Below are 26,835 nucleotides of genomic sequence, written 5' to 3'. Positions count from 1 at the left end.
TCCGTGGGAGCCGTGCGGCCGGGTCAGCCGGCGGCCGAACCGGCCTTGGCGCGGCGCCGGGCGCGCTGCTCGTGCGGGTGGGCGGCCACCGGGGCGGCGATCACCGGGGCGGCACCGACCGGGTCCGCGATCCGGGCCGCGGCCACCGCGGGGGCCGGGATGGCGGCCGCGCCCGCCGCGACCGGGCCCGCGGGCGGCGGCGAGACGGTCTGCAGGGCGGCGGTGACGACACCGGCGGGCTCGGCGGCCGGGCCCTCGTTGACGTTGGTGTGGTCCACCGGCTTGCGCCGGGAGGCCATCCAGATCGCGCCGCAGACGGCGAGAGCCAGCACGGCGACGGTCGCGATGCCCCAGTCGCCCTGGTCCGCCAGGAGCGCGGCGCCCGCCGCGACCAGACCGGCGGCCGGCAGCGTCAGACCCCAGGCGGCGGCCATCCGGCCCGCCGTGGACCAGTGCACCACGCCGCCCTTGCGGCCCAGGCCGGAGCCCATGACCGAACCCGAGCAGACCTGGGTGGTGGAGAGCGCGAAACCGAGGTGGGAGGAGGCCAGGATGGTGGCCGCGGCGCCGGTCTGGGCGGCGAAGCCCTGCGGCGGCTGGATGTCGGTGATGCCCTTGCCCATCGTGCGGATGATCCGCCAGCCGCCCAGGTACGTGCCGAGCGCGATGGCCAGGCCGGCCGAGGCGATGACCCACAGCGGCGGGTCGGCGTGCGGGGCGACCACACCGCCGGTGATCAGCGCGAGGGTGATCACGCCCATCGTCTTCTGGGCGTCGTTGGTGCCGTGCGCGAGGGAGACCAGGGCGGCCGAGGCGATCTGTCCGGCGCGGTAGCCCTTGGCGGTGTCCTCCTCGGCGCGGTTGCGGGCGAGCCGGTAGGTCAGCCGGGTCGCGGCCGTCGCGGCCAGTCCGGCCACGACGGGAGCGGCGACGGCCGGGATGAGGACCTTCATGACCACGGCGCCGCCGTGCACGCCGCTCGGGCCGACGGCCACCAGGGTCGCGCCGATCAGACCGCCGAAGAGGGCGTGCGAGGAGCTGGAGGGGAGCCCGGCCAGCCAGGTGACCAGGTTCCAGACGATGGCACCGACCAGCCCGGCGAAGATCACTTCTGGTCTGATGCCGGCGGTCTCGTCGATGATCCCGCCGGAGATGGTCTTGGCGACCTCCACCGACAGGAACGCGCCGACCAGGTTGAGGACCGCCGACATCGCCACCGCGATCTTGGGCTTGAGTGCCCCGGTGGAAATGGTGGTGGCCATGGCGTTGGCCGTGTCGTGGAAGCCGTTCGTAAAGTCGAACACCAAGGCCGTGACGATCACGATCCCGATGAGAAGCGTGATGTGTTCCATTCACCCAGGCAATCAGTTCGTTGGGCAGTGACGCTCGGACCGTACGGACGACGGGTGAACGGAAGGTGAACTGGGGCGGGCGCCACAGTGACGCCCCCGCAGGGGTGGTGCGGAGGCGTCCGTACCGTCTCCCGGGGCCCATGCGTACCAGCACGGACGCCTCGTGCGCCGCAGGCGTACCGGGGCCGGGTGCGCCGGGGGCCGGGCGTGTCGGGGTGCCGGGTGTGCGGGAGCGCCGGGCGTGTCGGGTGCCTGGCGTGCGGGGGCGCCGGGCGTGTCGGGGTGCCGGGCGGGGCGGCGTGTCAGCCCCGGGCGAAGCGCCGCAGCCCGGTGACCGTGCCGTTCCACTTGTCCTGGTCGCCGGGCAGCGCGCCGGACCCGGCGTGCTGCCAGATGCTCGGGTACAGCCAGCCGGCGGGCAGCGTGCCCGGAGTGCTGTGCCAGCGGGCCAGCCATAGGGGGTGGGTGGCGGCGAACGCCCGGCTGCCGCCGGTGCAGCCGTTCCACCACCGGGCCGTCGTGTAGATCACCGGCCGCCGCCCGGTCTGCCGCAGCACCTCGTTGCTGAATCCTCGGACCCACCGGACCAGCGCCGTGCCGCTCATCCCGTAGCAGGCGTGCTCCCGGTCGTACGGGTTGTGCTCCAGGTCGAGCGCCGGCGGCAGCGTCCAGCCGTCCGCCTTCCAGCGGCCGCCGTGGCGCAGGAAGTACCGGGCCTGCGCGCGGCCGGAGGAGGCGTTCGGGACGCCGAAGTGGTACGCGCCGTGCAGCAGGCCCGCCTTGCGCGCGCCGCGGTACTGCCGCGGGAAGTGCGGGTTGCGGTACCAGGTCGACTCGGTGGCCTTCACGTACACGAAACGGCCGCCCTTCGCCCGTACGGACTTCCAGTCGACGCTGCCCTGGTGCGAGGAGACGTCGTGCCCGGCGGGCTTGCCGGCGGCCTCGGCGGCGGGGGCCGTGGGCAGGGCGGTGGACAGGACGCCGGTGAGCGTGCCGAGCGCCAGGGCCCCGGCGGCCAGCCGGTGCCGTCCGCTGCGCGGGCGGCGGGGCGGGGGCGGGGTGTCGGGCGGGTGCTGCGCGTCGGACGGGTGGTGGGACGGCTGCTGCGGGCCGGACGGGCGATCGCAGTCACGGGCCATGGCTCCCCCAGGAAGTCCCCCGGATGGCTACGTGCATGACAGATAGCTACGTGCATGACAGGTGGCTACGGGCACGACAAGGCCCCGGAAGCGTACCGAGAGATCCACACAAGACGGTCGTCGCCCGGTCAAGTCCGCCCGAGGTACCGCCGGTCCGACATGGCGGATACCGGAGGACCGGGATCCGCCCCACGGCTCCCCACCAGCCCCGTACGGTGTCGGCAGCCCCGCGCGCACCACGTCCGCGCGCCCCCACCGGGCCCCGCCCGCACCGCAGACCGGAGGCACACGCATGACGGACCCGGAAGCCCTCGACCACGCCTGGGACGAGCTGGTCGCCACCGCCCGCCGCACGGTCGCCGACGGCCTGGTCGTCGGCACCTCCGGCAACGTCTCCGTCCGCGTCGGCGACCTCGTGCTGGTCACCCCCAGCGGCGTGCGCTACGACCGGCTCGGGCCCGGCGACCTCACCGCGGTGGACCTCGAAGGCCGCCAGACCCGCGGCACGCTGCGGCCCACCAGCGAACTCCCCATGCACCTGGCCGTCTACCGGGCCACCGGCGCCACCGCGGTCGTGCACACCCACGCCGCCCACGCCACCGCCGTCTCCACCCTCGTCACCGAGCTCCCGCCGGTGCACTACATGACCGCGGCCCTCGGCGGACCCGTCCGCGTCGCGCCGTACGCCCTCTACGGCACCGAGGAGTTGGCCGGGAACGTGCTCGCCGCCCTGCGCGACCGCACCGGCTGCCTCCTCCGGAACCACGGCACCATCGTCTACGGCGACACCCTTGACGAGGCGTACGACCGCACCGCCCAGCTGGAGTGGATGTGCCGCGTCTGGCTCGCCGCCGGCTCGCTGCCCGGCCGCACACCCGCCCTGCTCACGCCGGAACAGCTCGACGCGGCCGGCGAGCGGCTGCGCGGCTACGGGCAGCGCCGCTGACGTACGGCCCCGGGCGACGGCGCCGGGCCCCGTACGACCGCCCGTGGGCCCGCCCGCCGTCACCCGGGCGCGCCCGCCCACTGGCCGCGGCCGCGGCGCCCGCCCACACTGGGGAGGATGCGTCTGGGTACCGCGGCAGCAGCCGCCACCACGGTGATCGGTACCGGCGCGGCCGCGGTGGCGGCCGGCCGGTACGCCAGCGACATGGTCCTCAAACCCGCGCCCGACCGGCCGCTGCCGGGCGACCCCCGGCTCACGGTGCACGCCACCGGCCCCGGGCGGATCACCCTCACCCGCAGCCTCGCCTCGCTCCGGCCCGGCACCTACGGCCTCACCGGCGCGGGCGGCCACGCCGTCGTCGGGCCCCTCCTCGACGACGTGCCGCACCCGGCGGACACGGTCGTCCGCCGCCTGGAGCGGGTCACCCACGGCTCCGTCCAGCCGGGCGCCAGGATGCGTCTGACACCCCAGGTGCACATCGGCAACCCGCGCGACGCGCTCGGACTCGACTCCGCCGACGTCGACATCCCCGGAGAACTGGGCGCGCTGCCCGCCTGGTTCGTGCCGGGCGCCCGGGAGACCTGGGTCATCACCGTGCACGGCCTGGGCACCACCCGGGAGCACCCCATGGTGGTCATGCCGTTCCTCAGCGACCAGCGGCTGCCCGTCCTGGACCTCGCCTACCGCAACGACGTCGGCGCCCCGCACACCGCCGACGGCATCAGCCACCTCGGTGACTCCGAATGGCGCGACCTGGACGCCGCGATCCGCTACGCCGTCCAGTACGGCGCCGAACGCGTCGTCCTGCACGGCTGGTCCACCGGCGCGTCCATGGCCCTGCACGCCGCCGCCAACTCCGCGCTGCGCGACCGCATCGCCGGCCTCGTCCTGGACTCGCCGGTCCTGGACTGGCAGGCCACCGTCCGCGCCCTGGCCGCCGCCCACCGCGTCCCCCGCCCGCTGCTCCCGCTGGCCGTACGTGCCGCCGAGGGCAGCACCGGGCTGCACGCCGGACGGCTGGCCGAAGCCTGGACCGCCGACCTGCTCACCGTGCCGACCCTGCTGATCCACGGGCCGCACGACTCCCTCGCCCCCTGGGCGGCCTCCCGCGAACTGGCCGCCCGCCGCCCCGACCTGATCACGCTGCACCCGGTACCGCACGCCCCGCACGCCGCCATGTGGAACGCCGACCCGGCCACGTACGAAGAAACGCTTCGCCGCTTCCTCACACCCCTCATGTGACCCGGCCGGGGGCCTCCCGGCCCCGACCGTTCCCGTGCGCCTTTCCTTCCGGTGCGCCCTCCGGGGCGGCCGCTCCTGTGCGCCCTCCGGGGCGGTTCGTCTCTGTGTGTCCTTCGGGCGGCGGGCGATGCCCGCCGGGGTCTCCGGGGGATTGTTTTCGCGGGTCTTCGGCTGGTCCGTGTCCGAGCGTCCTTCCGGGGTGGACCGCTTTCGCGTGCCCTCTGGGGCGGTTCGTCCATGTATGTCCACCGGGGGTGGGCCATGTCCGCCGGGGCCTCCGGAGGACCGTCTTTGCGGATCTCCGACGGGTCCCCGCCCGACCGACCTTCCGGGGCGAACCGTTTCCGCGCGCCCTACGGGGTGGACCGTTTCCGCGCGTTCAACGGGGCAGGCCCGTCCACCCGCGTCCTACGGGGCAGGCCGTCTTCGCCCCTCCGTCGGCTGGTTCGCTCCCGCGCGTCTTCCGAGGTGGGCCGTCTCCGCTCTGCCGACTGTGGTCCGCTCCCGTGCGTCCTCCTGGGCAGCCTTTCTCCTGTGTCCTACGGGCCGCTTCCGATCTGCGCGTCATCAGGCCCGACCATTCCCGTGCCCCTCCCCGGCCCGATCGTTGCCGGGCCACCCCCGGTCCGACCGTTCCGTGCCGCTCCCCGGTCCGACCGTTCCGTGCCGTCCCCGGCCGTTCCGTTTCGCGCGTCCTCCGTGGTGCGGCCCGTGGCGTCGTGCTCCGTGCGTCCGGCGGCGACTTGCCCGGGTCGTGACGGTCTGGCCGGGCGGCCCATGGCGCCCGGGCGGACCGTGGTGACCCGTTCCTACGGGCGGTGGCCACACCGCGCGCGCCCCGGAGCCGCCCCCTCGTACGGCCGGCGGCCACTCCCCGTACAGCCTCTGGTGACCCACTCGTACGGTGCGTGCCGGCCGCCCCGTGCGCCCCTCGTGCGTCGGCCGCCGGAACGTACCGACCGTTCCGATTGGGCTTTCGGGCCGTCAGCGGGAAGACTGCACCCTGTGACGTCCCGTACTCCGCGCGACTCCCGGCTCCGACTCGTCCCCCGTCAACCGATTGCCGCCGCCCGCCGAGCGGTGAGCACCCGGGCCGCCCGGCCGGCGCCCCGGCCGCCCCAGGGCACACCGCCGCCCGCGGAACTGGCACGGCAGGCCCGGGCCGGCCTGGCCGGTGCCGTACGTCTCGCCCGCTGGGCCGACGGCGAGCACGGCGCGGGTGCCGGGCTGCGGGCCGGCACGGACGGTGCCCTCCCGGCGGACGTCGCCGAACAGGCGGCGGACGACCTGCGGCTGACACCGGACCAGGTCCGTACGGACTGGGATCTGGCCCGCCTGGCCGGGCTCGTCGAACTGCACGGCGGCGTGGCCCGCCCCGGCTGGCGGCTGCGCGCCTGGGAGCGCGACGACACCGCCGCGCTGCGCGGCTGGGTCGCGCTCTTCGACGCCTGGTCGCTCGCGCGCCCCGCGCCGCCCGGCGCCGGGCCGACCGCCGTCGCCGAGGTCGTCGAGGCCGTGCCGCAGCTGCTGTCCCTGCTGCATCTGTCGGCCGGCCCGGTGCGGCTCCCGGTCCTGCTGGACATGCTGGAACAGCGCGTCGCCGAACTCCGTACCGAGCGCTGCGAGGTGCCGTACGGGCCGGACCGCGCCCCGGACGCGGGACCCGCCGCGGCCCCGGGCACGGACCCGGGAGCGGCCCGCGCCGGAGCGGCGGGTGACACCGCGGGGGTGTCACTCGCGGAGCTCCTGGACTGGGCGCTGGACGGCCTCGCCGCCGTGGGGGCACTCGTCGTGCGCGACGGCGCGAAGACCGGTGTGCCCGCCGAACGCGAAGCCCTGCTCACCCCCCTCGGGAACTGGTCGGTCTGGGTCAAGCTGGAACAGATCTGCGTCGCCGCGCAGAGCCCGGCGGGCAACATCGAGCAGTCCGCCGAGGCGATGCTGCGTGGCTGCGCCCGGCTGACCCCGGGCCCGGCGCGCGCCGAATACCGCGCCTGGCTCGCCGCCCGCTCCGCGGGCAGCGCGGTCGAGGAACTCCTCGAAGTCGCCCGCGGTGAGGACGCGCTGCTGCGCGGCCTCGCCTTCGAGGCCCTGCGCGCCGTCGGCGCGCCCGCCGAACCGGCCGTCCGCGCCGCCGCCGACGAGGCCGCACTGCGCCCGTACGCCCTGCTCTGGCTGGTCGAGCACGAGGGCGGCGACCCGGAGACCGCGCCGGACGTGCTCACCCGCGAGGAGTCCACCTGGCTGTGGGTGGACACCGCCGCGGCCGTCGCCGACCACGGCGAGAGCCAACTGCTGATCCGGCACCTCGACTCGGCCGTCCAGGGCTCGGTTCCGCGCCTGCTGGAGGAGGTACGGGCCGTCGGCCACCCGCGCACCGTGCAGGTGCTGGTCGCCCTGGCCGCCGCCCACCCGGACCCGGCCCTCGCGAAGGCCGTCCGCCGCGCCGCCTTCCAGGTGCACACCGGCGGCGCGTGAGTCTCCCGGGGGCGGGCGCCCGCCCCCGGGAACGGAACCTGGCGGTCCCCGCCCCCTCAGTGGCTCTCCAGTCCTTCCACCGCCTCTCCGCTTCCCCAGCTCCTCCTCAGTGCCCCACAGGCATCAGCTCCTCCTCAGTGCCCCTCAGGCACTCGGCACCGCCGGTGTGTACGTGCCGAACGTCCAGAGATTGCCCTCCAGATCGCGGGCCGTGTACTCCCGGGAGCCGTAGTCCTGGTCCGTGAGCGGCAGCACTATCTCCACCCCGGCCTGCTCGGCCCGGCGGTGATGCGCGTCCGGGTCCGCGACGGTCACGTACACACCGACCGGGCCGCCGCCGCCCAGGGCTTCCTCGTACGCCCCGCCGACACCCTTCGAGCCCAGCATCACCACGCCGTTGCCGAAGGACAGCTCGGCGTGCAGCACCGCGCCGTCCTCGCTCTCGTACAGCGCGCTCTGCGCGAAGCCGAACGCTTCCGTCAGCTGCTTGATCGCCGCCTTCGCGTCGCGGTAGTGCAGCGTCGGGCAGAACGTGGGTGACCCTGCCGTGCCTGTCGCCACGTCGGTCATGACGATCACCTTTCCCATCCTGCGATCAGGTCGTTCCGAGCCCCGCTCTGAGACCCACATCACAGTCTGGCACCAGGGTCTGACAACGCCCCCCGAACACCCTCTGACCAGCACCCGATCGATCGCATCGCATCGCGCCGCGCCACACCGCACTGAACCGCCCCCCGGCGCCCCGCCCCCTCCGCCACCCACCCGCCGCTACGGCGCATTCAGCGGAACGTGTCGCACCGCCCGGCGTCCCCCGTGCGGAACCCGGCCGAGAACCACCGCTGTCGCTGCGCCGCCGACCCGTGCGTCCAGCTCTCCGGGGTGACCCGGCCCTGGAACCGCTCCTGGATCCGGTCGTCGCCGACCGCGGCCGCCGCGTCGAGTCCGTCCCGTACGTCCGCCCCGGTCAGACTGGTGATCAGCGGCCGCCCGGTGGACTCCTCGGGCGTGTCGGTGGCGTGCCGCGCCCACACCCCCGCGTAGCAGTCGGCCTGCAGCTCCACCTTCACGGCATCGCTGTCCGCGCCCGGCCGCCCGCCATGGGACCGGCGCAGCGTGCCCGACAGGTTCTGCACGTGGTGCCCGTATTCGTGAGCCACCACATACGCCTGCGCGAACGGCCCGCCCCCGGCGCCGAACTTCGTCCGCAGCTCGCGGAAGAAGTCCAGGTCCAGATAGACCTTGCGGTCGCCGGGGCAGTAGAACGGCCCGACGGCCGAGGTCGCGGCCCCGCACGCGGTATCGGTCCGGCCGGTGAAGAACACCGTCGGCGCCCGTCCGTACGAGGCGCCGCGCCGCCGGAACTCCTGCTGCCAGAAGGACTGGGCGCTGTTGACGACCGCCACGATCCGGCAGTCCTCCTTGCTGTTGGCGTCCTGCCCGGTACGGCACCGTTCCTGGACCCGTTCCGCCGAGGAAGCGGTGGCTTCCGGAGGGTGGTCCGACTCCGTCAGCCCCAGTTCGTCGGGGCCGATGCCGAAGAACAGGCCGGCGACGAGCGCGATCAGGCCCGCCAGCCCGCCGCCGACCGTGGCCCGCCCGCCGGGCAGCCGGCTGCCGCGCCGGTCCTGGACCTGCGAGGTGTCCAGCCCGGCGTCGTCGTCGAACTGCATGGCCGCACCGCCCTCCGCCGCGCCCCCCGGCGGCGCACACCGCCTCGCCCCATCCAGCCGCGCCCGCCACCGGGCCGCGACCCCGGGCGGCCGAACGGGCGAGGGAAGAGCAAGCGAGGGGCGGGTCACGGCGGCCTGTACGACCGGACCGCGGCCGTCCGGCAGCCCGGAAAAACTGGTTGCACGTCACCGCTAGACTGGTCCGTATGGCAATTCTCCTCGTGCATTAGACGGCGTCGGCACGCCGCCCCCGCCGACCGTCCGCACAGGCTTGTGCCGTGTACGGGGCGCGCCGCGCGGCTGTGATCACCCCCGTCCTTTCCGCTGTCCTCGTCTGCCCTGGAGTTTTCCCTTGATCACCGCCTCCGGCCTGGAGCTGCGCGCCGGCGCCCGCGTCCTCATCGAATCCGCTTCCTTCCGTATCGCCAAGGGCGACCGGATCGGTCTGGTCGGCCGCAACGGAGCGGGCAAGACGACCCTCACCAAGGTCCTGGCGGGCGAGGGCATCCCGGCCGCCGGCACGGTCACCCGCTCCGGCGACGTCGGCTACCTGCCGCAGGACCCGCGCACCGGCGACCTCGACGTCCTCGCCCGTGACCGCATCCTGTCCGCCCGCGGCCTGGACGAGGTCCTGCGCAAGATGCGCGAGAACGAGGACCGGATGTCCAACGGCAAGGGCGCCACCCGTGAAAAGGCGATGAAGAAGTACGAGCGCCTGGAGACGGAGTTCCTGACCAAGGGCGGCTACGCGGCCGAGGCGGAGGCCGCGACCATCGCCGCCAGCCTGGGCCTGCCGGACCGCATCCTCGGCCAGCCCCTGCACACCCTCTCCGGCGGTCAGCGGCGCCGCGTCGAGCTGGCCCGGATCCTCTTCTCGGACTCCGACACGCTGCTCCTGGACGAGCCGACCAACCACCTCGACGCCGACTCGATCGTCTGGCTGCGCGACTACCTGAAGAACTACCGCGGCGGCTTCATCGTGATCTCCCACGACGTCGACCTGGTCGAGACCGTGGTGAACAAGGTGTTCTACCTGGACGCCAACCGCTCCGAGATCGACATCTACAACATGGGCTGGAAGCTCTACCAGCAGCAGCGCGAGGCCGACGAGAAGCGCCGCAAGCGCGAGCGCGCCAACGCCGAGAAGAAGGCCGCGCAGTTGCACTCGCAGGCCGACAAGATGCGGGCCAAGGCCACCAAGACCGTCGCCGCGCAGAACATGGCCAAGCGCGCCGACAAGCTGCTCGCCGGGCTGGACGCCAAGCGCGCCTCCGACAAGGTCGCCAAGCTGCGCTTCCCGGACCCCGCGCCCTGCGGCAAGACCCCGCTGACCGCCGAGGGCCTGTCGAAGTCCTACGGCTCGCTGGAGATCTTCACCGATGTCGACCTGGCCATCGACAAGGGCTCCCGGGTCGTCATCCTCGGCCTGAACGGCGCGGGCAAGACGACGCTGCTGCGACTGCTGGCGGGCGTGGAGAAGCCGGACACCGGCGAGGTGCGCCCCGGGCACGGCCTGAAGCTGGGCTACTACGCCCAGGAGCACGAGACGCTGGACCCGGACCGCACGGTCCTGGAGAACATGCGCTCGGCCGCGCCGGACATGGACCTGGTCGACATCCGCAAGACGCTCGGCTCCTTCCTGTTCTCCGGTGACGACGTCGACAAGCCCGCGGGGGTGCTCTCCGGCGGCGAGAAGACCCGGCTGGCGCTGGCCACCCTGGTCGTCTCCTCCGCCAACGTGCTGCTCCTGGACGAGCCGACCAACAACCTCGACCCGGCCAGCCGCGAGGAGATCCTCGGCGCGCTGCACACCTTCACCGGCGCCGTGGTGCTGGTCTCCCACGACGAGGGCGCGGTGGACGCCCTCCAGCCGGAGCGCATCATCCTGCTGCCCGACGGGGTCGAGGACCTCTGGGGCCAGGACTACGCGGACCTCGTCGCGCTGGCCTGAGGGCCGGGGGAGGGATCACCTGAGACCCGGGAGGGATCAAGGGCGTATGGATCATTCGGCCGACGGGTGATCCATCATCTGAGTGAGAGCGGCTCGTACATCGGCGAGCCTCCCTGTGACGGCCGGGCCCCAGGGGCCCGGCCGTCATCATTTCGTACCAGCCCCCTCTGACCTGCTCATTCGCGAGGAAACCCATGGTCGGAGCGGTGGAATTCCTAACGGAACCCCTAATTCCAAGAGTCAATACGGCGCCTCCAGGGCCAAACGATGTGCCACGGACCTTGCTGAATGGGTGGCCAGGAAGGCGGGAAGGGGTGATCATGAGAGTCCAGAGCGCACTTCCCACGAGGAGGCACGGGTGGCCGAGACTCTGAAGAAGGGCAGCCGGGTGACCGGCGCCGCGCGCGAGAAGCTCGCGGCAGACCTGAAGAAGAAGTACGACTCCGGAGCGAGCATCCGGGCGCTGGCCGAAGAGACCGGCCGCTCCTACGGGTTCGTGCACCGGATGCTCAGCGAATCCGGTGTGACCCTGCGTGGTCGTGGCGGAGCCACCAGGGGCAAGAAGGCCGCCTCGGCCTGACCGAGGCGTTCCGCTCCGGGAGCTACGGTGCCACCCGGTCGGTCGAGCAGGCGACCGGGTGGTTACTGTTCAGTCACTTAAGCACGCACGTGCGGTCGGCTGACTGACTCGGAGGCGCTCCATGACCCTGCTCGACAAGGACGGTGTGCGGCTCACCGTGGACGACGTGATCGCCACGGTGACCCTCGCCGGACCGGCCAAACGCAACGCGCAGTCGCCCGCCATGTGGCGGGCGCTGGCCGAGGCCGGATCACTGGTACCGGGAGACGTCCGGATCGTGGTGCTGCGCGGCGAGGGCAAGTCCTTCTCCGCCGGCCTGGACCGGCAGGCGTTCACGCCCGAAGGCTTCGACGGCGAGCCGTCGTTCCTCGACATGGCACGCGGCCCGGACAGCGAACTGGACGCCATCATCGCCGAGTACCAGGAAGCGTTCACCTGGTGGCGGCGGAACGACGTGGTGTCCATCGCCGCTGTCCAGGGCCATGCGATCGGTGCCGGCTTCCAGCTCGCGCTCGCCTGCGACCTGCGGGTGTGCGCCGACGACGCGCAGTTCGCCATGCGGGAGACCAGCCTCGGACTGGTGCCGGACCTGACCGGCACCCACCCCTTGGTCGCCCTGGTCGGCTACGCCCGCGCGCTGGAGATCTGCGCCACCGGCCGCTTCGTCCACGCCGACGAGGCCGAACGGATCGGCCTGGCCAACCTCGTGGTGCCCGCCGCCGACCTGGACGGAGCTGTCACGGACCTGGCGGGGGCCCTCGTCGCCGCGCCGCGGGACGCCGTCATCGAGACCAAGGCCCTGCTGATGGGCGCCGCCTCCCGTACGTACGAGGAGCAGCGGGCCGCCGAACGCGCCGCACAGGCACGCCGGCTGCGGGACCTGGCGGGCCTGGGCGAGTAGCCGCGCACCGCGCGGCGCGGGATCTCAGGAAGCGGCGGGCGGTTCGAGGGCGGCGACGAGCACCGCGACGGTGGGCCGCCTGCCGTCGTCCGGCGGCTGCCCGGCGTCCGCCGCCTTCCCGACCGCGGCGCGTACGTCCTTCGCCACGTCCAGCGTCCGCCGGTCCGGCGCGACGGCCAGTTGGACGAGTACGTGCCCGTCCTCCTCGCGCACCGGCCGGGACAGCGCCCCCAGGGCCGGTACGAGCCGCACGGCCCCCGGGACACGCAGCACGGCCGCTTCCAGGGGACCGGCATCGTCGGCAGTGGCTCCGCCCCCGCCCGGTGCGCCGCCGGGCAAAGCGTCGTCGCCCTGGCCGCCGCCCGCTTCCCCTTCCCCCTTTTCCGCCTTTTCCCCTTTTTCTGTCTTTGTCCCGTCCTCGTCGAGCAGGTCCGTGACCCGCACATCGACGACGGACACCTCCAGGCCCAGCCGCTCCGCAGCACACGTCAGCAGCGCTTCCCGCAGCAGGTCCGCGGAGGCCGGAACCGGGCGTCCGGCCGTGGCCGCGACGTCCGCCTCGATCAGCAGCGGCCCCGGCGGCAGGGCGCTCGGCGGCGACGGGACCGCCGCTTCCGGCGCGGCGTCCGGGTCCGCCAAGGACAGCCGGAGCGTACCGATCCGCAGTCCCGGCAGCGCGTCACCCGCCTGCCGCAGCACCCCGGCGGCCGCCCGTTCGGCGATCCACGCCCCGTCCGCCGGGCCGCCCAGCGGCAGCAGCCGGCCGAGTCCGAGCTGCCGCCGTACCGCCGTCACCAACTGGTCACCGGCCACCGGCCGTCACCTCTTTCCCGAACAGTCCTTCCACCTTGCCGCACACCCGGCCGGGCGGCAGGACCAGGTACCCGAATGGCGGCAACCGGACCACCCGCCTGCCGCATCCCCGCAGCGGGCCGGGGGAAGCCGACTTACTGTGGAAAACGGAGCGGCTTGCAGCTCCGACCCCTCGGAAAGGGACGATCGGCGATGACCGAGAGCGCACAAGGTAACCGGCCCGAGCCGCGGACCGGCGACTCGCAGGGCAAGACGCTGGGAGCCAAGCGGGGCGGCGGCGACCCCGCGACCCGCGGGCGTACCACCATCGCCGACGGTGTCGTGGAGAAGATCGCCGGGATGGCGGCCCGCGACGTGCTGGGCGTACACGCGATGGGCAGCGGCTTCGCCCGCACGCTCGGCGCGGTGCGCGACCGGGTGCCCGGCGGCAGCAAGTCGGTGACCCGCGGCGTGAAGGCCGAGGTCGGCGAGGTGCAGACCGCGCTGGACCTGGAGATCGTGGTCGAGTACGGCGTCTCCATCGCGGACCTCGCGCGGGCCGTACGGGAGAACGTCATCTCCGCCGTGGAGCGGATGACGGGCCTGGAGGTCGTCGAGGTCAACATCGCGGTGAGCGACGTGAAACTGCCCGACGACGAGGAGGACGAGGACGACGAGGAGCCGCGCCTCCAGTAGGGCGGGCCGGTTGCCGTTGCGACAGAGACAGCGCCGGGGCTCCGCTCCGCAGGGCCCGGCCGGGGTGGTAGCGAAGGGAAGCGCGTAGATGAACATGGCCGTGGTCGGTCTGTTGGCCGGAATGGCGCTGGGCTTCGCCGGATACTTCGGCGGTTTCGGTGCCTTTGTACTGGTGGCGGCGCTGGGCGCCATCGGATTCATCGTCGGGAAGTTCGTGGACGGCGATCTGGAGGCCGGGGAGTTCTTCCGGCCCCGTACGGGCGACCGCGACGACCGGCGGAGGTGACGCCCGGTGGCGACCGTGTCTCCCGCGGCCGCGGCACCCGGCGCCGCCCAGCCGGCCGTACCGGCCGGTGAACGGGGTGCCACGAGGATCGCGGACCGGGTCGTGGCCAAGATCGCCGCGCAGGCCGCCCGCGAGGCCCTGCGCGACGCGTCCACGGCACACACCGACGCCCACGCGTCGGTGACGGTGCGCCGGCGCGAAGGGCGGCGGGACTTCGGCGAGGCCCGGGTACGGGTCGCCGTCGAACTGGGCTACCCCTCCGACATCGGTGCCCAGTGCGGCGCCGTACGACGGCAGGTCACCCAGCGGGTCCGCGACCTGGCCGGCATGACGGTGCCCGAGGTCACCGTCCAGGTCGAGCGGCTGCACGCGCCCCAGACGGAGCGCGACGGCCGGGGGAGGGTGCGATGAACGACGACGATCCCGATCTGCGGAACACCCAGCGGCTTCCCACCCTCGACAAGTCGGCGGGCGCGACGGCGGTTCCGTCCGGCCCGGACGGCTCCGGCGCATCTTCCGGCCGGAACGGCTCCGGTACTCCGAACAGTCCGGACAACCCGGACGGCCGGGGTGGCTCCGGCCCTCCGGACGGCCCCGGGCACACCGGCCCGGCGGACACCGGCCGGACTCCCCGCGAGGAGACCGACGGCGGCGGCCGGGCCCGGCGCTTCTGGGCGGCCAGGCGCGTACCGTCCACGCTGGTCGCGCTCGTCGTGCTCGGCGCCGCCGGACTGCTGCTGTACGACGTGGCCGCGGTACGCGCCGACCGCCCCGCGATGGCCTGGCGCAAGCGCCTCGCCACCGAACTGGCGACCCGTCACCTGGACGACGTCTGGGTCCTCGCGGGCGCCGCGGTGGCCGTGGCCCTCGGCATCTGGCTGCTGGTGCTCGCGCTCACGCCCGGCCTGCGCGGCGTCCTGCCGATGCGGCGTACGACACCGGACGTACGCGGCGGCCTGGACCGCGCCGCGGCCGCGCTGGTGCTGCGCGACCGGGCCATGGAGGTGCCGGGCGTGCAGTCCGTGCGGGTCGCCGTCGGCCGCCGCAGGGCCAAGGCACGCGCGGTCTCGCACTTCCGCGAACTGGACGAGGTACGGAGCGACCTGAACACGGCGCTCGGCGACGGGCTGCGGCAGTTGGGCCTCGCCCGGCGTCCCGCGCTGTCCGTACGGGTACGCCGGTCGGCGAAGAGGTGAGCACGGCGATGCGCAAGGTCCTGCGAACGGTCAACCGGGTGCTGCTGGCCCTGACGGGCCTGGTCCTGATCGGCGTCGGCGGCACGGTGCTGCTCGGCGGCTTCGACCTGCCGCGCAAGGCCGGCTTCGACATGCCGACCGGCGGACGCTGGTCCCGGCCCGACGAGGTGCTGCTGCGCGACTCGGACCGGACGCGCTGGACGGACAGCGGCTGGTGGTGGCCGGTGGTCATCGCGGCGCTGGCCGTGCTCGTCCTGCTGGCGCTGTGGTGGCTGCTGTCCCAGTTCCGGCGGCACCGGCTGCGCGAGATCCTCGTGGACAGCGGCGACGGCGAGGGCGCCCAACTGCGCGGCCGCGCGATGGAGAACGTCCTGACGGCCGAGTCCGAGTCGCTGGACGGGGTCGACCGGGCCCGCGTCCACCTCACCGGCCGCCGCACCGAACCCCGCGTACGAGCCGGCCTGGCCCTCGCCCCGCACGCGAACCCCTGCGCCGTGATCGCCCGCCTCTCCGCAGAGGCGATCGCCCACGCCCGCACCTCGGCCGGCCTGGAACGACTGCCCGCCGAGGTACGGCTGCGGGCGGTCAAGCACCGGGCTGAGCGGGTGAGTTGACGGGGCGTACGGGAGCGGTGGCTTCCGGGATTGCTCCCAATCCGTTCTGTCCGGCTTCCTTCCAGTCCGGGTGTCCGGGCAGCGGCGGCGTGGACTCCCGTAGAGCCAGCTCTCGAAGTACGGCGTGAGGTCCCGGCCGGAGACACGGTTGGCGGGATGCCTCCCCGCGGGCAGGGAAGGCCGACAGGACCGCGGCGGCCGGGGCCTGTGCCCTGCCTCCTGCTCCTCCGAGGCTGTGCGGGGGCCGAAAGACCGGCATGTCGAATTCGGTTCGGGAGGTGCTTCCCGCGCGCCGCCGCCACACGGGAGCATGACGGTCCGGTAACTCCAGAGGCCGATGCGCGTGGCCCCCAGAAGGTACGCGCCGTCGCCGGCCCGGCCCCGCAGCTCTCCGCCCTCTCAGAACCCCCGCCGAGCCCCGCCGTCCACCGGCACCATCACCCCGGTGACGTACGACGCCGCAGGCGACAGCAGGAACGCCGCGGTGCGGCCGAACTCCTCCGGTTCGCCGTAGCGGCGCAGGGGGATGGAGGCGCTGTTGCGGGCGCGGGACTCCTCCGGGGCGCCGGACAGGGCGTCCAGTTGGGTCATCCGGTCGGTGGCGATGCGGCCCGGCAGGACGCCGAAGACGCGGATGCCGCGCGGGCCCAGTTCGCCGGCGAGGGCCTTGGCGTAGCCCGCGAGACCGGGGCGCAGGCCGTTGGAGATGGCCAGGCCGTCGATGGGCTCGTGGACCGAGCCGGAGAGGACGAAGCCGATGGCGCCGCCGTCGCCGAGTGCGGCGGACGCCGTGCGGGCGAGCCGTACCGCGCCGAGGAAGACCGACTCGAAGGCGGCCTGCCACTGGTCGTCGGTGTTGCCGGTGGGCGCTCCCGGGGGCGGGCCGCCGACGCTGACGAGGATGCCGTCGAGGCGGCCGAAGCGCTCGCGGGCCGTGTCGACCAGGCGCGCGGCGGCGTCCGGGTCGGCGTTGTCGGCGGCGACGCCGTGCGCGCGCTCGCCGAGCGAGGCCGCGGCGGCCCGGGCGCTCTCCTCGCTGCGGCCGCTGAGGACGACGTTGGCGCCGTCGGCGACCAGTTCCCGCGCGGTGGCGAAGCCGAGGCCGCGGGTGGCGCCGGTGACGATGTAGGTCCGGTCGGTGAGTCCTAGATCCATGGGGGTCAGTCTGCCCCGTCGCACCCGAACATGGTGAAGGCGGTGCTGATGAGGCCGATGTGGCTGAACGCCTGGGGGAAGTTGCCCAACTGGCGGCCGGCGACCGGGTCGTACTCCTCGGCCAGCAGCCCCAGGTCGTTGGGCAGCCGCAGCAGCCGGTCGAACAGCTCCCGCGCCTCCTCCCGCCGCCCGGTCAGGTGCAGGGCCTCGGCCAGCCAGAACGAGCAGACGAGGAAGGTGCCCTCGTCGCCCGGCAGCCCGTCCACGCCGGTGGCGTCGGTGCTGTAACGCCGTATCAGACCGCCGTGCGCCAGCTCCTCGCGGACCGCGTCGACCGTGCCGACGACCCGCGGGTCGTCGGCGGGCAGGAAGCCGAGGCGCGGGATCAGCAGCGTCGCCGCGTCCAGCAGGTCCGAGCCGTAGGACTGGGTGAAGGTGTTGCGCTCCGGGTCGTACCCGTGCTCGCACACCTCGCGGTGCACCTCGTCGCGCATCGCGCGCCAGCGGTCGACGTCGCCCTCCAGCTCGGGGCGGGCCTCGACGGCCCGGACGGCGCGGTCGGCGGCGACCCACGCCATGATCTTGGAGTGCACGAAGTGCCGACGGGGCCCGCGGACCTCCCACAGCCCCTCGTCCGGTTCACGCCAGTGGGACTCCAGGAAGTCCAGCAGCGAGCGCTGGATGTTCCAGGCGTGCGGCTTGGACGGCAGCCCGGCGACGCGCGCGATGTGGAAGGAGTCCAGCACCCCGCCGTACACGTCGAGCTGCCGCTGTTCGACGGCGGCGTTGCCGATGCGTACGGGCGTGGAGCCGGCGTAACCGCCGAGCCAGGGCAGCTCGGTCTCCGGCAGCCGCCGCTCGCCGCCCAGGCCGTACATGATCTGGAGGTCGGCCGGGTTGCCCGCCACCGCGCGCAGCAGCCAGTCCCGCCAGGCCGACGCCTCCTCGGTGTACCCGGCGGTGACCAGCGAGTTGAGGGTCAGGGTGGCATCGCGCAGCCAGCAGAAGCGGTAGTCCCAGTTGCGTACGCCGCCCAGCTCCTCGGGCAGCGAGGTGGTGGGCGCCGCGACGATGCCGCCGGTGGGCGCGAAGGTCAGGGCCTTGAGCGTGATCAGGGAGCGCAGCACCTCGGCCCGGTACGGACCGTCGTAGCGGCAGCGCGCCGCCCACGCCCGCCAGTCCTCCAGGGTGTGCTCCAGGGCCTCGTACGGATCGATCCCGGCCGGGCGCGGCTCGTGCGAGGGGTGCCAGGTCAGGATGAACGCCACCCGCTCGCCGGCGGTGACGCCGAAGTCCGAGCGGGTGCTGAGCCCCTGCCCGTACGTCTTGACCTCCGGCTCGGTGCGCAGCCACGCGGAGTCAGGCCCGGCCACCGCGACCCGGCACCGGCCGACATGCCGCACCCAGGGCACGACCAGCCCGTAGTAGAAGCGCAGCCGCAGCACCCCCTGCATGGGGACGTCGCCCTCCAGGCCCTCCACGAGGCGCACGACGTCGGGCGCGTGGTCGCGCTGCGGCATGAAGTCGGTGACCTTCACCGAGCCGGTGGGGGTGTGCCAGACGGTGTCCAGGACGAGGGAGTCGCCCCGGTAGGAGCGTTCGGCCCGCGCGTCGGGGTCGGTGGGGGCGAGCAGCCAGTGTCCGTTCTCCTGGTCGCCGAGGAGCGCGGCGAAGCAGGCGGCGGAGTCGAAGTGCGGCAGGCACAGCCAGTCGACGGAGCCGTTCCGGCCGACCAGGGCGGCGGTCTGCAGGTCGCCGATGAGCGCGTAGTCCTCGATGGGTGCGTGCACGCGGCGTCCCTTCCGTCGGCTGCCGGTGGCTAGTCGGTGCTGGCGACTGTACGGCTCAACGGCTCGGGGGGTGCGGATTCGGCGGTGCGGGATGCGGCGGTGCCGGTGCCTTTGCTGTCGTCCTTGCCGTCGCCGTCGCCGTCGCCGTCATCGCCGTTGTTACCGTCATCGCCTGCACCGCCGTCGCCCGCGGCTTCGGCGCCGTTCGCGGCGGCGGCGAGCCGGTCCTTGCGCTCCCGACGGGCCAGGACGAACCAGCCGACGGGCACGGCCGCGGCGAACAGCCACCACTGGACCGCGTAGGCCATGTGCGGGCCGATGCTGTCGTGGTCCGGCTCGGGCACCAGCTCGGGCGTGCCGCCGGGCGGGTCCGGCGCGGTCTGCTCGATGTAACCGCCGAGGACCGGCCGGTGCAGGGTTTCGGCCTGTTGCGCGCTGTTGATCAGCATGACCTGGCGGTCGGGCAGGCCGCGCTTGTCCTTGATGCCGCTGCCTTCGGTGGTCTCGTCCGCCATCATCCGGCCGGTGACGGTGACCCGGCCCTTGGGTGCGGCGGGGACGTCGGGGAAGCGGGTGAGGTCGTTGCCCGCGGCGATCCAGCCGCGGTTGACCAGGACGGTGCTGCCCTTGCGCGATCCCTGGTCCAGGACGAGTGGCGTCAGTACGTAGTAGCCGATGGTCTTCTCGTCGGCGGCGGTGCGCTGGCGGACCACGACCTCGTGCCGGGTGTCGTACGTGCCGGAGGCGGTGACCCGGCGCCACATGTCGTCGCGGGGCAGCGTCCGGCCGGGGGCGGTCAGGTCGGTGACCGGTACCGGGGCGGCGTGCAGGTTGTCCGCGATGAGCTGGTTCTGCGCGACCCGGTGTTCATGGCGGTGGTACTGCCAGAACCCCAGCTTGATCATGACGGGGATCAGGACGAGGCCCACGAGGGTGAGGATCACCCACTGCCGGGACAACAGGAAGCGGTACACCCCACGAGGGTACGACCGAGGCATCCGGCACCCCGCCGCCGGGGTCCGTCAGACCCGGTCGACGATGCCCGCCTGCCCCTCGGCGCGGGCGCAGTGGGCGCCGCAGAACCAGCGCCCGGCGGCCTCCACGCCCTGGCCGATGATCTGGCACCGGCAGTGCTCGCAGATCGGCGCCATGCGGTGGATGGCGCAGGAGAAGCAGTCGAAGACGTGCACCGCGCCCTGCGCGTGCACCTCGAACGTCATGCCGTATTCGTTTCCGCAGACCTCACAACGTGCCATGCGCCACAGCGTGCGGGTGCGGCGGGCGGCGGGGCGAGCCTGCGGCAGCTGTGTTGTGGGGCTTCACCCGGACGCAGGCGCCGGGGCCACGTCCTGGAGGAGCTGCATGAAGGCCGCCTCGTCGATCACCGGCGTGCCGAAGGAGGCGGCCTTGGCGGTCTTGGAGGTCCGGGCCTCCGGGTCGTTGGTGACCAGCAGGCTGGTCAGCCGGGAGACGCTGGTGGCCACGTGCAGTCCGGCCTCGATCGCGCGGTCCTCCAGCAGCTCGCGGTCGACGGAGGTGTCACCGGAGAACGCCACCCGCATCCCCTGCACCAGCCGGGCACCCGGCTCGTACCGTCCGGGGTTCGGGTACGGGCAGGCGGGCCGCTTGCGCGACGGGCGCCAGCTGGTGGGCCGGTAGGCGGCCGCGGCCGACCGCTGCCGGGGCGCCGCCGGGCCGTCCGCCCACTCGGTGAGCGGCTGGCAGGCCAGCAGCGGCAGGCGCAGATTGGCCTGGGCGGCCAGCCGCAGACTGGGCCGGAACGCCTCCGCCAGCACCCGGGCGTCGTCGAGCGCGTGGTGGGCGTGCTGCTGGGTGACGCCGTAGTGCGCGGCGAGGGACTCCAGCTTGTGGTTGGGCAGCGGCAGCCGCAGCTCCTTGGAGAGCGCGATCGTGCACAGTCGCTGCCGTACGGGCGCCTCGGCCTCGGCGCGGGCGTACTCGCGGGCGATCATCGACCAGTCGAACATCGCGTTGTGGGCGACCAGGACGCGCCCTTCCAGCCGCTTCGACAGCTCGGGGACGATCTCCGGGAAAAGCGGCGCGGCGGCGAGCATGTCGCTCGTCAGACCGTGGATCCAGACCGGGCCCGGGTCCCGCTCCGGGTTGACGAGGGTGTACCAGTGGTCCTCGACCTCGCCGTGGACGTCGAGGCGGTACACGGCGGCGGAGACTATCCGGTCGTCGCGGGCCAGGCCGGTGGTCTCCACGTCGACGACCGCGTACCCCTGCGGATACGCGGCCGGCCAGGAGGCGGCCGCCTCCGGAGGGGACGGCTGCTGCCCGATCGCCGGGGTGATCGGGCGGGCTGCTGCCATACGGTCTTCGAGCATGGTCACTGAGGATACGGGCCCCCACTGACAGCGCCACCGCCCTCCCCGTACCGTCCGGCGCTCCGGTACCGTCCGCGTCCGTACGGGCGTGCGCGGACGTGCGCGAACGGTGCGCCGCCGGCCGCCGGTTGGGCCCCGATCGGGGGACGCGGCGATGCGACGGCGCGCGGCCCTCTCCCGTGTGGCGCGGCCAACCGGGCCCCTCCTGTGGTGTTACGTCACAAAGGTCCGGTTCGGGAGGGGAGGGGTACGGTCCTGATGGTGCCCGTAGCTGACACTCCTTCTTACATACTTCTCGGTAACAACCCCTAGCGGGGGCCCCGTCGACGCCTTTATGGTGCCGACATGCCGCACCTGCCCGATGTCGTGCTGTGGTCCGTGCCCGCTTTCGTCGTCCTCACCGTGGTGGAGATGGTGAGCTACCGCCTCCATCCCGACGAGGACGCCGCCGGGTACGAGGCCAAGGACGCGGCGACGAGCGTCGGCATGGGACTGGGGAGCCTGGTCTTCGACGCGCTGTGGAAGATCCCGATCGTCGCCGTCTACTCGGCCGTCTACACGCTGACGCCGCTGCGCGTGCCCGTCCTGTGGTGGACGCTGCCGCTGATGCTGCTCGTCCAGGACTTCTTCTACTACTGGTCGCACCGCGGCCACCACGTCGTCCGCGTCCTGTGGGCGTGCCACGTCGTGCACCACTCCAGCGAGAAGTTCAACTTCACCACCGCGCTGCGCCAGCCCTGGACGACCTGGACGGTCTGGCCGTTCTACCTGCCGATGATCGTGCTCGGCGTGCACCCGGCCGCGGTCGCGTTCTGCTCGGGCGCCAACCTCGTCTACCAGTTCTGGGTGCACACCGAGCGCGTCGGCAAGCTGCCCAGGCCCTTCGAGTACGTCCTGAACACGCCCTCGCACCACCGGGTGCACCACGCCTCGCAGGGCGGCTACCTGGACCGCAACTTCGGCGGCATCCTCATCATCTGGGACCGGATGTTCGGCTCGTTCGTACCGGAGACGGACCGCCCCGTGTACGGCCTCACCAAGAACATCCACACCTTCAACCCGCTGCGCGTCGCCACCCACGAGTACGCAGCCATCGCGCGCGACGTCCGGGCGGCGGGCAGCTGGAGCGAGCGGGCCGGGCGGGTGTTCCGGGGGCCGGGGTGGCAGCCGGCGGGGTCCGTGGTCGGCAAGACCCCCGAGAAGGCCACCGGCAAGGTCACCGAGAAGACCGGGACCCCCGAGAGGGCCGGAGCCCCCGGGACCACCGAGCCCACCGGCGCCACGAAGGAGCCCGTAGCGTGACGACCGCCGCGCGCACCGCGCGGGTCCTGCTCGGAGCTTTCGCCGTGCTGACCGCCGTCCACCTCGGTGCACTGCTCGCCGGAACCACCACCGTCGTCCATCTGACCAAACCGGCCCTGATGCCGGTACTGGCCGGGTACGTGCTGGCCGCCGGAGCGCCCCGGCTGCTCGCCGTCGCGCTGCTCTTCGGCTGCGGCGGTGACACCCTCCTCCAGACCGGCGACGACGGGCTGTTCCTCGTCGGCATGGGCTCCTTCGCCGCCGGACACGTCTGCTACCTGGTCCTCCTCACCCGGCGCGGCGCCTTCCCGGGCGGGCTCCGGCGCTCCGGACCGCTCGCCGCCTGCTACGCGGCCGCCTGGCTCGGCTTCGTCGCCCTGCTGTGGCCCGGCCTGGCGGCGGACATGCGGCTGCCGGTCGCCGCGTACAGCCTGCTGCTCACCGCGACGGCCTTCAGTGCCCTGCGGCTCGGGCCGCGGGCCGCGCTCGGCGGGCTGCTCTTCCTGCTCTCCGACTCGCTGCTCGCCACCGGTCTGGCCCATTGGCGGCAGCCGCCCGCCGCCCAGTTCTGGGTGATGCTGACCTACGCGGCGGCTCAGTACGCGCTGGCCGACGGCGTACGGCGGACGTACACGGCAGGGGAGCGGACCGGGGACGCGGGTGCCCCGCAGACGTACGGTGAGGTGCGTAGTACCCCTGCCTGAGCCGGCCCGGCCCATACCGGCCTCTGTCCTGACCTGCGACGACGGCCGCGGACTTGAGTCTCCCACCGGGGGAGACCCGACAGTGGACGGCATGAACGAGGACGGCGACGGCCTGCTGACGATCGGCGCGCTGGCCCGGCTCACCGGAGTCACGGTGAAGACGGTCCGGCGCTGGTCCGACGAGGGCCTGCTGCCGCCCGCCGCCCGTACCCCCGCGGGCTACCGGCTGTACGGCCCCGACGCGCCCGCCCGCCTGGAGACCGTGCGCACCCTGCGCGAACTCGGCATCGGCACCGCGGAGATCCGCGCCGTCCTGCACAGCGAACGCACCGTCGCCGACACCGCCCGGCACTGGGCGGACGCGCTGGACGCGCAGATCCGCGCCCTGCGGCTGCGACGCGCCGTTCTGCTGGCGGTGGCCGCGCGGGGGACCGCAGCCGAGGAGCTACCGGACGTGCACCGACTGGCCCGCCTGACCGCCGCCGAACGGCGCCGCATCGTCGAGGAGTTCGTCACGGACGCTCTGGACGGCGTGGACGCCCCCGCCTACCGTGCCGGCCTGCTGGCCGCCGCCCCGGACCTGCCCGAGGACCCGGCGCCCGAGCAGCTCGGCGCCTGGATCGACCTCGCCGGACACGTCCAGCGCCCCGAGGTGCGGGCCGCGCTGCGGCGGCTGGCCGAGTACAGCGGCCGCGTGACCCCCGCCGTACCGTCCGCGACGGCCGCCGAGGACGCGGCGCGCGTCGCCCACCTGATGCGCGAGCGCGGCGCGGCGGCCCTCGCTGCCGGTCTCGCCGCGGACTCACCGGCGGCGGAGCCCGTCGTGGCCGAGCTGGTCGCCGCCTGGCTGCCGACCCAAGCCGGTGGCGGTACGGCCGACCCGCCCGAGCGGGACGACGCCTGCGCGCGCCGCGCACTGCTGGAGCAACTGGAAGCCGCCGCCGAGCCGCACATCGAGCGGTACTGGCGGCTGATGTGCGCCGCCACCGGCCGCCCGCAGCCACCGCGTTGGGGCGCGGCGGGCGCCTGGACCGCCGCCGCGCTGCGTGCCCACCCCGAGCCCGGCCCCGGCCTTGTCCTGCCGCCCGTACCGGACGCGCAGCGCGCGCTGTACGTGTACGAGCGGGTGGCCGCACACGTCACCGCGCTGGTCGACGCCGTACCGGGGGAGGCGCTGGAGCGGCCCACGCCGTGCGACGGATGGACCGTACGGCAGCTCATCGACCACATGACGTGGGAGAACCTCATGATCACCGCGATCGCCCGGGACACGCCGCGCACCGACCAGGACGCCGACCACCTGGGCGCCGACCACGCCGCCGCCTTCCGGGACTCGGTGGCGGGGCTGCTGGCCGTCTTCACCGGCAGCGGGATGCTGGAGCGTACGTACGGTCCCTACGAGGCGCCCGGCGCGCTCTTCGCGCAGCAGGCCGCGGTGGAACTCCTCGCGCACGGCTGGGACCTGGCCCGCGCGCTCGGCGCGCCGACCGGTCTGGCGCCGGAGGTCGCCGACGAGGTGCTGGCGGCGGCCCGTGGCATCTACGGGGCGGCACCGCGCACGGAGGGCGGATCGTTCGCCCCGGAGCGGTCCGCGGCCGATGGAGCGAGCGGAGCGGACCGGCTGGCCGCCTACCTGGGCAGGTGAAGCGGAAACAGGGGTGGGGCCGGGCGGAGTGCCGCCCGGCCCCGTGCCCCGGGACCGTTCACCGGTCCGTCGGCCACGTCAGTCCTGGACCGCGTCCAGTGCGTCCACGATGCCGTAGCCGTAGTGGCCGTTGACGTGCTGCGTACCGGTGCACGTCTTGTCGGCGGTCGGGCAGCCCGGGTTGTCAGCCTGCATCTTCAGGAGCCACTGGATCTCCTGCGGGCTGGACTTGGGGTGGGTGCTCTTCAGCAGCGCCACGACGCCGGCCACGTGCGGGCTGGCCATCGAGGTGCCCTGGAGGTAGCCGTAGTCACCGCCGGGCATGGTCGACAGGATGCCGCCGTGCTTGGCGGGCAGCTCCGGGACCTGGCGGGAGTCGCCGCCCGGCGCCGCCACGTCGATCACGCCGTTGCCGTAGTTCGAGAAGTACGACTTCAGGCCCTTGACGCCCGTCGAGGCCACCGTGACGGTGCCCGGGAGCTGGGTCGGGACGTCCCAGCACTTCTTCGGGTCGATCGTCCGCGAGACCGGCGTGGAGTCGTTCGGGCTGGAGGTGTCGGTCAGCTGCGCCGCCGCCAGGTCCATGTTGGAGTTGCCGGCCGCGGCGACGTTCACCACGCCCTTGCCCTCGGCGTACTTGGCGGCCCGGCCGACGGCGTCCACGATGGCGCCCTGGTCCAGGTCGTCCTTGCAGTTGAACATCCACGGGTCGACGTAGTAGCTGTTGTTCGTCACCTTGGCGCCGTGGTCGGCCGCGAAGACGAAGGCGCACACCACGCTCTCGGCGTAGAACAGGCTGGTCTGCGGCTCGCTGACCTTGATGGCGGAGAGCTTCACGCCCGGCGCCACACCGGCCACGCCCACGCCGTTACGGGCGGCGGCGATGGTGCCCGCGACGTGCGTGCCGTGGTAGTCCTCGGCCGGGTCGTACGGACGCCAGGCGCCGGGGGAGGTGTCCGGCACGCCGCCCACGCAGTTCGCGGACTGCTTGGGGGCGAAGTTGGCCTTCAGGTCCGGGTGGGTGTCGTCCACACCGGTGTCGATGACCGCGACGGTGACCTTCTTGCTGCCCTCGTCGATCTTCGCGGCCTTGTCGGCCTTGATCGCGGGGATGTCCCACTGGAGCGGCTCCAGCGGCTCCTTGTCGTCGCCCGCGGCGTTGGCCACGCGGGCCGCCTTGGCCGCCTTGTCGGCGGTGAGGCGCTCGACCTTCTGGGGCTTGCCGACGTCCGTGGTGGCGGACGCCTTCAGCGGGGTCGTACGGGTGGCGCCGGCGGACTGCACGCCCGGCGCCTTGCGTATGGTGGCCGCGAAGAGCGGGTTCGCCGAGTGGACGACGATCACGCCTATCTTCTCGTGGGCGACGATCACCTTGCCGCCGGCCGCCTTGATCGCCTTCGTGACCTTGCCGACCGAGGCGTGGCCCGGCGTGGCGTTCACGACGTACGAGAGCTGCGGTCCGTCAGCGGTGGCGGCGGCCGCCGGGGCCGCGTCCTGGGACGCGGCGGTGGCCGCGGCCGGCAGGAAGCCGAGGGATGCCGTCAGAGCCAGACCGAGCGGCACGGCAAGCGCCCGCACCCGTCTGGATCGGGGATGCGCCATGGGTACTCCACATCATCCGTAAGACCGCCCGTACGCCGATTGCGCACGGGCAGGTGCATACCGCCGTCCGGGGGAATGGCCCCCACGCGCGGCAAGTCCCCGTGAAGTTATCCGTGTCGACCACGGAACATCAATGGATCAGGGAGAAAACCTGTCACAAGCCGCGGATTGATGCCCCGTCAGGCACTGGCGTCACGAACGGGTCGCGGAGCCTCAGGACTCGCGCCGCAACGCCGCCAGGCTCAGCGGCGGCAGCACCGGCCGGTGGCCGTACCAACGGCCCGGTGCCCGTCCGCACGGGCCGCCGCCGGGCCGGGGGCGCGGCGACGGGAGCGGGCAGCCGCGCGGTTCCGTACGGGCGGCGGCCCGGGTCCGGGGGCTCGGTGTGCGGTGTGGACATCACACTCTGCCCGACGAACGGGCCCGGCCGCGGTGGCGGCCGG

The 26,835-nt window shown here is 73.7% G+C and carries 25 protein-coding genes; 14 read left to right on the top strand and 11 right to left on the bottom strand.

Features of this window, described 5'->3' with window-relative positions; translation table 11 throughout:
* Positions 1 to 23: 23 nt before the first annotated feature.
* Positions 24 to 1,352, bottom strand: a complete 1,329-nt coding sequence (locus AB0A97_RS00305; RefSeq protein ID WP_361142309.1) for an inorganic phosphate transporter — start codon at positions 1,350 to 1,352, stop codon at positions 24 to 26.
* A 302-nt stretch (positions 1,353 to 1,654) separates the two neighbouring features.
* Positions 1,655 to 2,491 carry a lysozyme gene (locus tag AB0A97_RS00300; protein WP_361142307.1) on the bottom strand — a complete coding sequence of 279 codons (837 nt, stop codon included), beginning with the start codon at positions 2,489 to 2,491 and terminating at the stop codon, positions 1,655 to 1,657.
* A 292-nt stretch (positions 2,492 to 2,783) separates the two neighbouring features.
* On the opposite strand from AB0A97_RS00300, the gene AB0A97_RS00295 reads away from it, so the two are divergent.
* From AB0A97_RS00295 to AB0A97_RS00285, 3 genes are all read left to right on the top strand, one after another.
* On the top strand, positions 2,784 to 3,437 hold the full coding sequence (locus tag AB0A97_RS00295) for a class II aldolase/adducin family protein (RefSeq protein ID WP_361142304.1): 654 nt from the start codon (positions 2,784 to 2,786) through the stop codon (positions 3,435 to 3,437).
* 117 nt (positions 3,438 to 3,554) lie between these two features.
* A complete protein-coding gene (locus AB0A97_RS00290) occupies positions 3,555 to 4,679 on the top strand; it encodes a prolyl oligopeptidase family serine peptidase (protein WP_361142301.1) in 1,125 nt (374 codons plus the stop codon).
* Between the two features lie 1,005 nt (positions 4,680 to 5,684).
* On the top strand, positions 5,685 to 7,157 hold the full coding sequence (locus tag AB0A97_RS00285; protein ID WP_361142298.1) for a hypothetical protein: 1,473 nt from the start codon (positions 5,685 to 5,687) through the stop codon (positions 7,155 to 7,157).
* Positions 7,158 to 7,301: 144 nt separating this feature from the next.
* Here the strand turns inward: AB0A97_RS00285 and AB0A97_RS00280 are convergent, their stop codons facing one another.
* Together AB0A97_RS00280 and AB0A97_RS00275 are read right to left on the bottom strand one after the other, a co-directional pair.
* Positions 7,302 to 7,727, bottom strand: a complete 426-nt coding sequence (locus AB0A97_RS00280) for a VOC family protein (protein WP_361142295.1) — start codon at positions 7,725 to 7,727, stop codon at positions 7,302 to 7,304.
* 209 nt (positions 7,728 to 7,936) lie between these two features.
* Positions 7,937 to 8,827 carry a neutral zinc metallopeptidase gene (locus AB0A97_RS00275; RefSeq protein ID WP_361142292.1) on the bottom strand — a complete coding sequence of 297 codons (891 nt, stop codon included), beginning with the start codon at positions 8,825 to 8,827 and terminating at the stop codon, positions 7,937 to 7,939.
* A gap of 352 nt (positions 8,828 to 9,179) precedes the next feature.
* Between AB0A97_RS00275 and AB0A97_RS00270 the strand changes: the two genes are divergently transcribed.
* The 3 genes from AB0A97_RS00270 to AB0A97_RS00260 all read left to right on the top strand — a co-directional run bounded on the left by AB0A97_RS00270 (position 9,180) and on the right by AB0A97_RS00260 (position 12,259).
* The gene (locus tag AB0A97_RS00270; RefSeq protein WP_125057036.1) at positions 9,180 to 10,778 is read left to right on the top strand and encodes an ABC-F family ATP-binding cassette domain-containing protein; all 1,599 of its coding nucleotides are present in this window, start codon (positions 9,180 to 9,182) and stop codon (positions 10,776 to 10,778) included.
* 358 nt (positions 10,779 to 11,136) lie between these two features.
* Positions 11,137 to 11,358: a helix-turn-helix domain-containing protein gene (locus AB0A97_RS00265; RefSeq protein ID WP_030021347.1), complete on the top strand. Its 222-nt coding sequence runs from the start codon at positions 11,137 to 11,139 to the stop codon at positions 11,356 to 11,358.
* 121 nt (positions 11,359 to 11,479) lie between these two features.
* Positions 11,480 to 12,259 carry an enoyl-CoA hydratase/isomerase family protein gene (locus tag AB0A97_RS00260; protein WP_361142289.1) on the top strand — a complete coding sequence of 260 codons (780 nt, stop codon included), beginning with the start codon at positions 11,480 to 11,482 and terminating at the stop codon, positions 12,257 to 12,259.
* A gap of 24 nt (positions 12,260 to 12,283) precedes the next feature.
* On the opposite strand, the gene AB0A97_RS00255 is transcribed toward AB0A97_RS00260, so the two are convergent.
* Positions 12,284 to 13,072 carry a hypothetical protein gene (locus AB0A97_RS00255; protein ID WP_361142286.1) on the bottom strand — a complete coding sequence of 263 codons (789 nt, stop codon included), beginning with the start codon at positions 13,070 to 13,072 and terminating at the stop codon, positions 12,284 to 12,286.
* 192 nt (positions 13,073 to 13,264) lie between these two features.
* Here AB0A97_RS00255 and AB0A97_RS00250 point away from each other — a divergent pair, with 192 nt between their 5' ends.
* The 5 genes from AB0A97_RS00250 (at position 13,265) to amaP (ending at position 15,843) form a co-directional block, all read left to right on the top strand.
* A complete protein-coding gene (locus AB0A97_RS00250) occupies positions 13,265 to 13,747 on the top strand; it encodes an Asp23/Gls24 family envelope stress response protein (RefSeq protein WP_361142284.1) in 483 nt (160 codons plus the stop codon).
* An 88-nt stretch (positions 13,748 to 13,835) separates the two neighbouring features.
* The gene (locus AB0A97_RS00245) at positions 13,836 to 14,033 is read left to right on the top strand and encodes a hypothetical protein (protein ID WP_361142281.1); all 198 of its coding nucleotides are present in this window, start codon (positions 13,836 to 13,838) and stop codon (positions 14,031 to 14,033) included.
* A 6-nt stretch (positions 14,034 to 14,039) separates the two neighbouring features.
* Entirely contained in the window at positions 14,040 to 14,444 is a 405-nt protein-coding gene (locus AB0A97_RS00240; RefSeq protein ID WP_361142278.1) for a hypothetical protein, read from the top strand.
* A complete protein-coding gene (locus AB0A97_RS00235; RefSeq protein WP_361142275.1) occupies positions 14,441 to 15,229 on the top strand; it encodes a DUF6286 domain-containing protein in 789 nt (262 codons plus the stop codon). Before AB0A97_RS00240 ends, AB0A97_RS00235 begins: the two co-directional genes overlap by 4 nt.
* A gap of 8 nt (positions 15,230 to 15,237) precedes the next feature.
* Positions 15,238 to 15,843, top strand: a complete 606-nt coding sequence (gene amaP / locus AB0A97_RS00230) for an alkaline shock response membrane anchor protein AmaP (RefSeq protein WP_361142272.1) — start codon at positions 15,238 to 15,240, stop codon at positions 15,841 to 15,843.
* 399 nt (positions 15,844 to 16,242) lie between these two features.
* Here amaP and AB0A97_RS00225 read toward each other — a convergent pair whose 3' ends face one another.
* The 5 genes from AB0A97_RS00225 to AB0A97_RS00205 all read right to left on the bottom strand — a co-directional run bounded on the left by AB0A97_RS00225 (position 16,243) and on the right by AB0A97_RS00205 (position 21,139).
* Positions 16,243 to 16,998 carry an SDR family oxidoreductase gene (locus AB0A97_RS00225; RefSeq protein WP_361142269.1) on the bottom strand — a complete coding sequence of 252 codons (756 nt, stop codon included), beginning with the start codon at positions 16,996 to 16,998 and terminating at the stop codon, positions 16,243 to 16,245.
* Positions 16,999 to 17,003: 5 nt separating this feature from the next.
* Complete coding sequence (locus tag AB0A97_RS00220) at positions 17,004 to 18,788, bottom strand: glycoside hydrolase family 15 protein (protein WP_361142266.1); 1,785 nt, start codon at positions 18,786 to 18,788, stop codon at positions 17,004 to 17,006.
* A gap of 29 nt (positions 18,789 to 18,817) precedes the next feature.
* Complete coding sequence (locus tag AB0A97_RS00215) at positions 18,818 to 19,762, bottom strand: SURF1 family protein (protein ID WP_361142263.1); 945 nt, start codon at positions 19,760 to 19,762, stop codon at positions 18,818 to 18,820.
* Between the two features lie 48 nt (positions 19,763 to 19,810).
* Positions 19,811 to 20,044 (bottom strand): hypothetical protein, encoded by a 234-nt coding sequence (locus AB0A97_RS00210; protein ID WP_063726112.1) that lies wholly within the window; start codon positions 20,042 to 20,044, stop codon positions 19,811 to 19,813.
* Between the two features lie 63 nt (positions 20,045 to 20,107).
* Entirely contained in the window at positions 20,108 to 21,139 is a 1,032-nt protein-coding gene (locus AB0A97_RS00205; RefSeq protein ID WP_361142260.1) for a DEDDh family exonuclease, read from the bottom strand.
* A gap of 345 nt (positions 21,140 to 21,484) precedes the next feature.
* On the opposite strand from AB0A97_RS00205, the gene AB0A97_RS00200 reads away from it, so the two are divergent.
* The 3 genes from AB0A97_RS00200 (at position 21,485) to AB0A97_RS00190 (ending at position 24,790) form a co-directional block, all read left to right on the top strand.
* Positions 21,485 to 22,441 carry a sterol desaturase family protein gene (locus AB0A97_RS00200; protein ID WP_361142257.1) on the top strand — a complete coding sequence of 319 codons (957 nt, stop codon included), beginning with the start codon at positions 21,485 to 21,487 and terminating at the stop codon, positions 22,439 to 22,441.
* A complete protein-coding gene (locus AB0A97_RS00195) occupies positions 22,438 to 23,145 on the top strand; it encodes a lysoplasmalogenase (RefSeq protein ID WP_361142254.1) in 708 nt (235 codons plus the stop codon). The genes AB0A97_RS00200 and AB0A97_RS00195 overlap by 4 nt, the downstream gene beginning before the upstream one ends.
* Before the next feature lie 91 nt (positions 23,146 to 23,236).
* The gene (locus AB0A97_RS00190; protein WP_361142253.1) at positions 23,237 to 24,790 is read left to right on the top strand and encodes a TIGR03086 family metal-binding protein; all 1,554 of its coding nucleotides are present in this window, start codon (positions 23,237 to 23,239) and stop codon (positions 24,788 to 24,790) included.
* Between the two features lie 78 nt (positions 24,791 to 24,868).
* Here the strand turns inward: AB0A97_RS00190 and AB0A97_RS00185 are convergent, their stop codons facing one another.
* The gene (locus AB0A97_RS00185) at positions 24,869 to 26,392 is read right to left on the bottom strand and encodes a S8 family serine peptidase (protein WP_361142250.1); all 1,524 of its coding nucleotides are present in this window, start codon (positions 26,390 to 26,392) and stop codon (positions 24,869 to 24,871) included.
* Positions 26,393 to 26,835 lie beyond the last annotated feature (443 nt).

This window comes from Streptomyces sp. NPDC045470 (assembly GCF_040646595.1).
Lineage (GTDB): Bacteria > Actinomycetota > Actinomycetes > Streptomycetales > Streptomycetaceae > Streptomyces.
Note: the sequence above shows the minus strand (reverse complement) of the source record. Positions and strands in the feature narration are given on the sequence as shown.